The sequence below is a fragment of the Pannus brasiliensis CCIBt3594 genome (genome assembly GCF_036688125.1).
Taxonomy (GTDB): domain Bacteria; phylum Cyanobacteriota; class Cyanobacteriia; order Cyanobacteriales; family Microcystaceae; genus Pannus; species Pannus brasiliensis.
In genome coordinates this window covers 100,709-110,658 of sequence record NZ_JBAFSM010000014.1, presented here as the reverse complement: position 1 = coordinate 110,658, position 9,950 = coordinate 100,709, and the positions used below count along the sequence as shown (strand labels likewise).

Sequence of the window (9,950 nt, the reverse complement as noted above, 5' to 3'; positions counted from 1 at the left end):
AATCAGCCCCAAAATCAGCCCCAAAATCAGCCCCCCAATCAGCCCCAAAATCAGCTGAAAGCGTGGTGAATCTAGCCAACTCGGTTGTATTTTTTCGATTAATAATTCTACTGTATTATTGGCTTGTAATTTCCGAGCTATCCAACTCAAGGTTTTATAGGTTTCTTGTAACTTGGGTTCCACTTCTACGGTTTTATACGCCCACTTTCGCTTTTCTGTTCCCTTACGTCGATCGCTCGATCTTTTATCAAAATTTAATTGACGCTCTATATACCTTTCTAATAGATCGGATTTTCCGCGAATGGGATCGTCGGGATCGTGGACAAAAGCGGCTAGATTAATAAATAAAGGCACTCGCAATAAGCCGGGATCGCCCTCTGGAGTGGGTTCGAGAAGGGCTTTTAGAGCGGGATTCGTTTGGATTTCTGTCCATAAATCCGCTCGATCGATACTCCGTAGATAGTTCTCGATTTGCGAATCGGATAAAGATTGCAGACAGACTGCGCCCCGTAGATTACTCAGTTTAATATTGACCGTTTCAAATTCCTTAACCCGACAACAAATCACCAGTTGGGGATAGTGGCGCGCGAACTCGTTGAGTTTTTCGGTACATTTTTTCTGTCGCTCTAATCCTAATTCGTCTAACCCATCCATGAGGGGTAATAAAACCTGTCGCTCTAACCATGTTTCGTAGATTTTGCGTTTTCGAGATCCCCCGTGTAAATCGTACAACTGCTCGATCAGCCACTTCTCGATACTTTGTTCATCGTCGCGCCAGGTGGAAAGCTCGAAGATAACGGGAATCACGGTTTTCGATCGTGCCAGCGCGCCACGAACCAACTGTTCCGCTAAACTCAATAACGCGGTCGTTTTCCCCGACCCCGGCGCGCCTAAAATTAACAGTTTTCCGTTAATATCTTCCCGTCCGAAAGTCTCGATTAGTAGTTTATCGGGATCGAGAAGGCCGCGATCTTCGCCGTTTACTCGCAACCTTCGATCGACTTCCAGGGGCGATCGATTTACCCGATCGGGCTGTTCGGCGATCGAGATATCCATGAAACGGCGATCGTATCCCACTGTATCATTTAATCGCTGACAGATTTCCGGTAACTGCTTTACTTTTAGTAACCGTTCACCCCACTCCCAATCGACTCCGGATGCCTCGGGGCGATCGAACAAGCGGAGTAAAATATTATTGATAGTAACTCGGCTCTCGGGGCTATTCTGAAAGCTGACGGCATTCTCTCCCGCCTGAGTCTGTTGAATGTTACTACCGTCAATCTTGCTACCGTCAATATTCTGATTCTGATCGCCCATTTTTTCCCTATAGCCCGATAAGTTTCGCCGCCGCGCCTAGCCAGGGAGCGATCGCTGTAAACACTTCCTGTCCGGTTTGCCAGAGACTTTTTCCGACCTCCGTGGTTTCTTTCACGGTTTTAAGCGTCTCGTTGACCTGTTTTAGATTCTGTCCGACTAAATCCTTATTCGCTCCATCCTTGGCCGCCTCTCGCCTAGCGGGACGTAGGTAATCTAAAATCTCTTCTTTCTTTTCTAGCGCGAGGGTGGAAGTATTAACCGCCTTTTCTAACTTCTCTAACTGTCGCAACACTTCTACAGCGGTGATCTGCTGTCGCGCTTGGAGATTGCCGGAGGTAGATTGCTGGAGATCGCGCCCCGCTTGTCCCTGTTGAACCACGCCACCGGAGACGTTAACACCGCTCATACTCTGGGATTGGTTCGGTTCTTTCGGGTTCTTTTTGCCAAACATCGCTTTTTCCTGCCGAGAAACTGTTCTTTTACTTCAATTATAGTTTCTCGATCTCGGGCGAGGCGATCGATTGACGATAGGATTACGGATTGGGAATAATACGGATGAGAAGGGTTAGGATGCTGGTGACGACAGCGACGATGATGGGAACGACGAGGGATTTCGCTCCTTTGAGATCGGCGATATCTTTAACAATCGTGTCTTGCTCCGATTCTACTTTCGCGAGCCTTTTATCGATGCTCTCGACTTTAGTTTTAATTTCGGTCTGCGCAACTTTGAGATCGGTAATATCTTTCTGCCGGATCTCGGCGACTTCTTTTTGTAAATTATCGATTTTCCCCTCTAGATTATCTATCTTGCCCTTGATACGGGTTAGAACTTCCTCTAGAGAATCGGGAACGGTAATCGGCGATTGACTCATGGGAGTAACTCCAAAAATTGACTTCAAGATCACTCTTTTATCAATAAAACGACCGCGTGAGCGGCGATACCTTCTTCGCGTCCCACCGGGCCTAATTGTTCGTTGGTGGTGGCTTTAATGCCGATTTGTTCGGTGTCGAGATGGAGAGTCGTTGCGAGTTTTTCTTTCATCTTATCGAGGTGGGGTTTTAGTTTCGGACGTTCCGCGACGATGACGGAATCGATATTATTGATCTTCCACCCTCTTTCGATTAGTAATCCGTTCACCTGTTCCAGTAACGATAAACTATTCGCGCCTTTCCATTGGGGATCGGTGGGGGGAAAATAATGACCGATATCGCCTAAACTGAGCGCGCCGAGCATCGCGTCCATGATAGCGTGGGTTAATACGTCCGCGTCGCTATGGCCGAGCAGTCCGACGCTATGGGAAATCTCGACCCCGCCTAAAATTAAGGGTCGTCCCGTGACCAATCGATGGATATCGTACCCGTTGCCGACGCGAATATTCATAGCTGTTTCACCCGATAAACGTTTCTTTTATTATCTCAAGCTTATGACTTTATCCGCCGAAGAAAGACAACAACTCTGTCAAACCGCTCGCGAGGTGGCGACCCGCGCGCGCGCTCCCTATTCCCGTTTTCGGGTCGGCGCGGCGGTATTGACAAAAACGGCGATTTATGCAGGGGTGAACGTGGAGAACGCGAGTTACGGGTTGACGTTGTGCGCGGAGCGATCGGCCCTGGCGCGGACGGTGGCGGAGGGAGACGGGGAAATTCGGGCGATCGCTGTGGCCTGTATCGACGCGGCGAAACCGGACGAGATCGAGGCGTTAACTCCCTGTGGCGCTTGCCGTCAGTGGATCGCGGAGTTGGCGCCGGACGCGGAGATTATTATCTGCGGGATCGATCGAACCTTTACCCTCTCGGATCTCCTTCCGTTTTCCTTCCGTCTCGACTCTAGAGGGATAGACCGGCCTCCGCTCTCTTGACGAACTCGATATAGGTAGTACGATCGCATTTAGTACACCGATCCGCTCGATCATTATGACCGCTACCCTCACCATTTCCGGAAAAGTCCTCGGACGGAGTAAACCCCTATTTACCGATTGGTCGCTGTCCGTCGGTGACGACTCCCTCACCCTGAAAGACCTCCTCACCCGCATCGTCCGCGAGGAAATCGACGCTTTCCGAACGCGACAGGAACAGCGGCGCTTGGTAAAAGTATTGAGTCGCGAGGAAATTGAAGCGGGTATCGCGCGGGGAAAGATCGACTCTGGCGGACGGGACATTATTCAAGAGGTAAACGAGGCGGAAGCGGTACACAACGCCCTGCAATCCTTTGAAGATGGACTATATTTCGTTTTTATCGACGATAAGCAGATAGAAAACATCGATAGTCCCGTCCAACTTCACGAAGATAGTCAGATCCTTTTTTTGCGTCTCGTGCCTTTAGTCGGTGGCTAATCCGAAATCCGTCCCCTACCCCCAATTCCTATGCTGACCCACGAACAGGCTCAGGCGCGGCTCCAACCCCTTCGCGATCCCGACCGGCAAACGGACAGACTGGCGAAAGTTGCCGATTTACCGGGATCTCTCCAACCCATCGCGCGGGGATTACTCGGACGCGACGAGACGGGAAACCCCCTAGATTTTTCGCGTGCCTATCAAACTCTTCTAGAGATGGCGGGAAAACTGAATCACCTAGGAGAGTCCGATCGATTACAAATTTTCCGTTTATTATTTCCTACATTCGCCGATACCGTCGAGAGAGCCTGGCAATTATTCCCGCGACTTCCCTATCAAGAATATTCCGATCGGAGAGGGTTCCGCGCGCCCCATCATTCCGAAAAGGTTCACGACAAGCGATCGAATTGGTTACAGAGACTGATAGCGGAATATCAGTACGAACAGGATTTAACTTGGTACGCCGCTTGGTGTCCCTATTTAAGCTACTACGCGGGGGAAACGTTAGGAATTCTCTTCGCGGCCGCGATCGACGAAAAAGACGCGTTAGGAGAGGAAATTTTCGCGATTCTGGTAGCTTCCGCGAGGGGGGAACACGAAATCGGGGCGATGGGTCGTCACGTCACGCGGGGTTTATTGGTAGCGAATCGTCCAGAAGGTTGGGAATGTATCGAGAATTTACTGTTAGCGGCACAGCGGCAGGAAGGGCTCCGGCAAGTGATTCTCGAAACGATCGACGAAGCCCACTCGGAGGCATTTCACCGAATTTTACGATTGATTGTCGAAAAAGATCTGACCCGTTTTAGCGCGACCGTTCGCGCCGTGGATGTGTGGTTCGGATTGAGATGGGAATCGGTTAACAATCGTGTCGTGAAAAAGGCTTTAGAGACGGTTCTAGGGCTGTTCGATCGAGCGGGAGACTTAAAAGAGGTTTTGGCGGACGATGACCCGGAAACGGTGTATTTCGCGCTGTGGGTGATGGGGTTCCGGGACGTGATGGAGGCGATCGAACCGGCGCGAGAGCTATTACACTCGGATCGATCGACCCATCGTTTCGTGGCGGTTTATTTTCTCTCCCAAGTCGGGCTAGTTGAATCGCGACGGGCATTAATTCCCGCTATCGAGGACGGGGATTCGCGGGTGGCGACCCGCGCCTTAATCTCCCTACAACAGACAGACCCCGCGATTCATCAAACCGATTTATTTGAACGTTTAGAAAGAGTTTTACCCCGTTTCCCCGAACAACCGAAATCCCTCACCCCTATCGTTTGGAACTGGCTTTCGATCGAATCTTCCCGACAACTGGTAACGACCGCGTTAGTGAATAATTTAGGCGAACGTTCCCCGAAACGGTTAATCCCCTATATTCCCTTGTTAACCGTCTACGAACGGCGGGACGTGGCGAAAAAATTGGCGGCGGTTTACCCGTGGGACGAGGAAATTAGAAACGCGCTATTTTCCCTCGTCGGGGACGCGAGTTCTTGGGTACGGGAGGAGGCGATCCGCTGTTTCGAGAAGCGCGAGTTAACCGATGCGGAGGCGATAGCTCTCGAAAAATTACTCACGCGCAAATCTGCGGATTTACGGCGCGGTATTTTACAATTACTGTTAAACCGTAGCGATACCGAAACGTTAGCCTCGGCGAAACGGTTACTCGACTCGAAGCAAGCCTTGCAACGTCAGGCGGGACTAGAATTACTGAAAGAATTAAAGAGCGGGAATCGTTCCGTTCAGACCTGTACGGATTACGCGAGGGAGTATCAAGAGAAAAAGACGAAGCTAACGGAAACGGAAAATAAATTATTAGAAACGCTATTAGAGATCGATCGAAAAGAGGCGACTTTAGAGGACGCGTTAGGATTGGCCGATTTGACGAGATTAGGAATCGCTATCGAACCGACCGTGCGAGCCGAATATCTCTATGTAACTCCCGCGGTCAGCGGGTGTTTACAATCCCTCGACGACCTAATTCACGAACACCGTCATACCCCGATTATTTCCGAAAGATACGGAAAAAGCCACGAGGAATTATTAGGCAACTGCAACGGTTTTTTCTATCCGAACTCCTCTCTTTCACGGGAAGAGAATATCGCGAGTATTCCCCTCCGGGAACTCTGGGAGAAATGGGAACGCGAACGGGGGGAAGAATACCGGGACGAAGACGGGTTAGAATTAATTCGATCGCTCGCCTCGATCTATACTAACCGTCCCCGAATTTGGCAGAATCCCTATCTAGAAACCTATCAGAATACCGATTGGTGGAAAAAACTCCGATCGACCCTTTTCGTAGACACGTCCGAACTTCGTTACCCCTATTTAATTCGTTCTATTCTTACCGCGTTACTCTATCTTCATTCTCCCGACAATACCGTTCCTTTCCTCCTGGAAGCGAGCGCGATCACTTTAACCGGAATTCCCTTTCTAGAACTGGCGGATTCTGGAAACGGAATCTATATGGCTTCGGAACTGAAAATCCATCTCTGTGGCTGGATAGAAGTCGCCAATTTTCACCGTTCCCAACACGATTGGACGGGCGAACAGAAACTACGATACTGGCAATTCACCCGCTACACGGAAACCTTTAATTATTTTGACCCCTTCTACGACCCGAATAAGCTAGAAACCCTCGGGATGATTTACCGTCTCGGCGGCGTGGCCGAAGACGATATTATCTATTATCTATTAGGCTCCCGTTCTAATTCCAATACCAAGCGGAGTTTTCACGAGTTGGGTACGCTGACCGCGAGAAAAGTTCCCGCCAATCTCGATCCGATTCTAAAAGAAATCGGCGATCGATGTCGTCAACGCGTCCTCGAAGTGGAACTACAACGGGGCGACCTTCCCACGGCCGCGTCCGAAGCCGCCCTCGGCCTACGTTCGATAGAGGGAATTTCCACCCTCGTCCGTCTCCTACAAATGCTCGGCAAAGATAAATTTATCCGCGGTTACACCTACCACAATCTGAGTAAACCCGCCGTTTTCAGCCATCTTATCCGCGTCAGTTACCCCGCGCCGTCGGAAACCCCGCAAGATTTCGCCAAAGCCGTAGAAACCGCCGAAATTCCCCGACAAACCCTCATCGAACTCGCTTTCTACGCCCCCCAATGGTCGCGCTACGTCGAACACGTCCTGAACTGGGAAAACTCCACCGAAGCCATCTGGTGGATACACGCCCACACCAAAGATAATCAATGGCACGTCGATTCGGAAATCCGGCAGGACTGGGCGGTACAGGTGAGCGAGAGAACCCCCCTATCCGAACAAGACCTTATCGATGGCGCGGTCGATGTGGACTGGTTTTTCCGCATTTATCCCTCCCTCGCGGGCGAACCCTGGCGACAACTCCACGAGGCGGCTAAATACGCCTCCAGCGGCGGGGGACACAATCGGGCGCGACTTTTCGCCGAGGCCATGCTCGGAGAAATCGAGAAGGAAACCCTCGTCAAACGGATTACCGAGAAACGTAATCAAGACGCGGTGAGAGCGTTAGGATTATTACCTTTGAGAGATGATCTTTTAGAAAGATATCAAGTTATTCAAGAATTTATCCGAACTAGCCGTCAATTCGGTTCTCAGCGTCAGGCGAGCGAAAAACTCGCGGCCCGCGTGGGGATGGAAAACCTCTCCCGTACCGCCGGCTACCCCGACCCGCAACGGTTAGAATGGGCGATGGAAGGGGCCGCGATCGCGGATCTGGTCGAGAAACCGTTTATCGTGACCATAGGGGAAGTGAGCGTTTCCCTATCGATTACCCCGCTCGGAAAACCCGAAATTACCGTTACCAAGAACGGAAAATCCCTAAAATCTATTCCCGCGAACCTGAAAAAAGACCCCGACATCGTTCACCTCCAATCCCGGAAACAGGATATCGCCCGGCAAGAAACGAGAACCCGTCTGTCTCTAGAACAAGCCATGTGCAGGGGGGATAAATTTACCGTCGCGGAACTGCGACAACTCCTCGGTCATCCGGTTCTCGCGCCGATGTTGCGGGAGTTGATTTTCATCGGCGAGAGCGATATCGGCTATCCCGTCGGGTCCGGGCAAGCGTTACGACATCATGACGGAACGGTGCGGGAAATTACTTCGGAAACGCTGAAAATCGCCCACGCCAGCGATTTATTACAAACGGGAGAATGGCAATTCTGGCAGGGGGACTGTTTCGCGCGGGAAGTGACCCAACCGTTTAAACAGGTTTTTCGAGAATTGTATCTTCTGACACAGACAGAAATTAAAAATGATGTATATTCCCGTCGCTACGAGGGACATCAACTCAACCCCAAACAGGCGATCGCCCTCTGGGGACAACGGGGATGGGTCGCCTGTTCGGAAGAGGGGGTGAGACGCACCTTTCACGACGCGAATCTGTCGGTCTGGGTGACATTTCTCGACGGTTTCTACACCCCGCTAGAAATGGAAGGATTAACGCTAGAAGGGGTTTATTTCACGCGACGGGGAGAGGGGAAACCGTTACCGCTGACGGAGATTCCCCCGGCGATCTTCAGCGAGGTGATGCGCGATATCGATCTCGTCGTCAGTGTCGTCCATCTCGGGGGAGTGGACCCGGAGGCCAGCGCCTCGACGGTGGAACTGCGCGGCGCGTTAATCCGCGAGTCCTGCCGATTGTTGAAGCTTGAAAACGTCCGGGTACAGGATTCGCGGGCGTTAATCGAGGGGAAATTGGGCAGTTACTCGATCCATCTCGGGAGCGGGGTGGTTCACCGTCAGCCGGGGGGGGCGCTGTGTATTATTCCCGTTCATTCCCAGCACCGCGGCCGTCTTTTCCTGCCCTTCGCCGACGACGATCCGAAGACGGCGGAAGTGTTATCGAAAGTAGTTCTTTTGGCGAAAGATAAGGACATTAAAGATCCGTCGATCCTGGAGCAGATCTTGTGAAAAGGGAGATGGGGAAATAGGGAGATGGGAAAAAAGCGGCTGGCGGTCAGCTAGATCTCTCTTTAGATAGTAGCCGAGGCGGAAAAACTCGCTCTTTGAAAGCCTCCTGACTCCTGACTCCTGACTCCTGCCTCCTGCCTCCCGCCTCCTGACTCCTGACTCCTGACTCCTGACTCCTGACTCCTGCCTCCTGCCTTCTGCCTCCTGCCTCCGATATAACTATCGATCGGCCACCCGTTCCGCGAGTGCCTGGAAAAATAGATTCACCCACTCTGGCGATTGAACGATGTGCTGGATCAAGAATTCTCGTTCCTCCCGCGATAGCGTACCCATTATCTCCTGAACGTGGCGCGCTTTGGCCATCGAGGGGAGCGTGTCCTTGCTGGGATCGGTGATACTGTCCGGGAGCATCGGTTTCTCGTCCTCTTTGGCCGCGACATGGCGATCGGGGAAAGAGAGTAGGGTGTCCCGCTCGCTAATCGGTAGGAAGGCGGCGGGGGTCGCTTCGGACGAGGGCGGCAGGGAGGGCGGGGAACTCAAAGCGGACGGGTCGGCGATCGGTTCCAGGAGAGGGGAGGAAACAAAGGGATCGGAGGTCTCGATCGACATTTCGGGGGCGGTAGAACCGAATAATTCCCCCTCCCAGGGCAATTTTTCCTCGGTTTCTTCCACTCGCGGCGTTTCGAGCATCACTTTTTTCAGGGCTAGGGGCGCGGGCAATCCCCGACAGTACCAACGATAGATCTCCGCCAGATGGTCGTCGTCCCCGTCCCACTGTAGGGCGATCGCGTCCCGTTCCGTTTCCGGGACGAGCGCCTGTAATTGGGCGAGGGTTTTCCCGGCCAACTCGTCGAGACGCACTTCTAGGGTCTGAAAATCTCGCTCGGTAGCCTTTTTGCCGAGTTGAATCAATCGGGCGATATCGGGAGCGAGCGCTTGTGAAGGAGATAAATTCGGCGAGACCTTGCGTTCTTTACCCAAGGCTTCACCGATACAACGATTAACCGCCGCCACGGCCGATCGATTCTGCTCGCGGGGAATACACTCCAAACGGACTCGATCGAAGGAGATCAACAGGGTCCGGGTTTCTTGGCAGAGGGTCTGGAGATCGGGATCGCCAATCGCTTCCGAGCCGTTAATCTGCCGGAAAACTAGCTCGCAATCCCCCTTGACCTCTAACTCCTTAATCCCCAGTTGTCGGGCTTTTTTCAGGCCGATCAGTAGACCGGTGTACTCGGCCTCGATCTCGGTGCCGCGACCGAGAAACTGACTGACCGTGTAGCGTCTTCCGTTTGGTAGGAGAAGAACGGCCGCCGCCGCCGCCGCCCCCGGATCGCTAACGGAGGCGCCGTCGAAGAGCATAATAGGGTTATCGAGAGCTTGGATCGGTTGATTCATCTTCGTGT

Annotated in this window: 9 protein-coding genes; 3 read left to right on the top strand and 6 right to left on the bottom strand. The window is 52.2% G+C overall.

The window, feature by feature from the left end:
- The 4 genes from V0288_RS09425 to ispF form a co-directional block, all read right to left on the bottom strand.
- The coding region (locus V0288_RS09425) for an NACHT domain-containing protein (RefSeq protein ID WP_332864830.1) at window positions 1-1,317 on the bottom strand (1,317 nt) is incomplete at its 3' end.
- 7 nt (window positions 1,318-1,324) lie between these two features.
- Window positions 1,325-1,768, bottom strand: a complete 444-nt coding sequence (locus V0288_RS09420; RefSeq protein WP_332864829.1) for a hypothetical protein — start codon at window positions 1,766-1,768, stop codon at window positions 1,325-1,327.
- Between the two features lie 82 nt (window positions 1,769-1,850).
- The gene (locus V0288_RS09415) at window positions 1,851-2,189 is read right to left on the bottom strand and encodes a hypothetical protein (RefSeq protein ID WP_332864828.1); all 339 of its coding nucleotides are present in this window, start codon (window positions 2,187-2,189) and stop codon (window positions 1,851-1,853) included.
- Window positions 2,190-2,218: 29 nt separating this feature from the next.
- On the bottom strand, window positions 2,219-2,698 hold the full coding sequence (gene ispF / locus V0288_RS09410) for a 2-C-methyl-D-erythritol 2,4-cyclodiphosphate synthase (RefSeq protein ID WP_332864827.1): 480 nt from the start codon (window positions 2,696-2,698) through the stop codon (window positions 2,219-2,221).
- 43 nt (window positions 2,699-2,741) lie between these two features.
- Between ispF and V0288_RS09405 the strand changes: the two genes are divergently transcribed.
- Genes V0288_RS09405 through V0288_RS09395 form a run of 3 tightly spaced genes read left to right on the top strand, consistent with a single transcriptional unit; the run spans window position 2,742 to window position 8,544 of the window.
- On the top strand, window positions 2,742-3,176 hold the full coding sequence (locus V0288_RS09405) for a cytidine deaminase (RefSeq protein ID WP_332864826.1): 435 nt from the start codon (window positions 2,742-2,744) through the stop codon (window positions 3,174-3,176).
- 55 nt (window positions 3,177-3,231) lie between these two features.
- The gene (locus tag V0288_RS09400; RefSeq protein WP_332864825.1) at window positions 3,232-3,651 is read left to right on the top strand and encodes a hypothetical protein; all 420 of its coding nucleotides are present in this window, start codon (window positions 3,232-3,234) and stop codon (window positions 3,649-3,651) included.
- Window positions 3,652-3,681: 30 nt separating this feature from the next.
- A complete protein-coding gene (locus tag V0288_RS09395) occupies window positions 3,682-8,544 on the top strand; it encodes a DUF5724 domain-containing protein (RefSeq protein ID WP_332864824.1) in 4,863 nt (1,620 codons plus the stop codon).
- Window positions 8,545-8,590: 46 nt separating this feature from the next.
- Here the strand turns inward: V0288_RS09395 and V0288_RS09390 are convergent, their stop codons facing one another.
- Complete coding sequence (locus tag V0288_RS09390) at window positions 8,591-8,815, bottom strand: hypothetical protein (protein WP_332864823.1); 225 nt, start codon at window positions 8,813-8,815, stop codon at window positions 8,591-8,593.
- Window positions 8,764-9,942, bottom strand: a complete 1,179-nt coding sequence (locus V0288_RS09385; RefSeq protein ID WP_332864822.1) for a ribonuclease HI family protein — start codon at window positions 9,940-9,942, stop codon at window positions 8,764-8,766. The genes V0288_RS09390 and V0288_RS09385 overlap by 52 nt, the downstream gene beginning before the upstream one ends.
- Between the last annotated feature and the right edge of the window lie 8 nt (window positions 9,943-9,950).

What these genes read in the sequence shown, in the direction of transcription:
- V0288_RS09415 (WP_332864828.1), bottom strand. Translation starts at nt 2,189, where the DNA reads ATGAGTCAATCGCCGATTACCGTTCCCGATTCTCTAGAGGAAGTTCTA.
- V0288_RS09400 (WP_332864825.1), top strand. Translation starts at nt 3,232, where the DNA reads ATGACCGCTACCCTCACCATTTCCGGAAAAGTCCTCGGACGGAGTAAA.
- ispF (WP_332864827.1), bottom strand. Translation starts at nt 2,698, where the DNA reads ATGAATATTCGCGTCGGCAACGGGTACGATATCCATCGATTGGTCACG.
- V0288_RS09420 (WP_332864829.1), bottom strand. Translation starts at nt 1,768, where the DNA reads ATGTTTGGCAAAAAGAACCCGAAAGAACCGAACCAATCCCAGAGTATG.
- V0288_RS09405 (WP_332864826.1), top strand. Translation starts at nt 2,742, where the DNA reads ATGACTTTATCCGCCGAAGAAAGACAACAACTCTGTCAAACCGCTCGC.
- V0288_RS09385 (WP_332864822.1), bottom strand. Translation starts at nt 9,942, where the DNA reads ATGAATCAACCGATCCAAGCTCTCGATAACCCTATTATGCTCTTCGAC.
- V0288_RS09395 (WP_332864824.1), top strand. Translation starts at nt 3,682, where the DNA reads ATGCTGACCCACGAACAGGCTCAGGCGCGGCTCCAACCCCTTCGCGAT.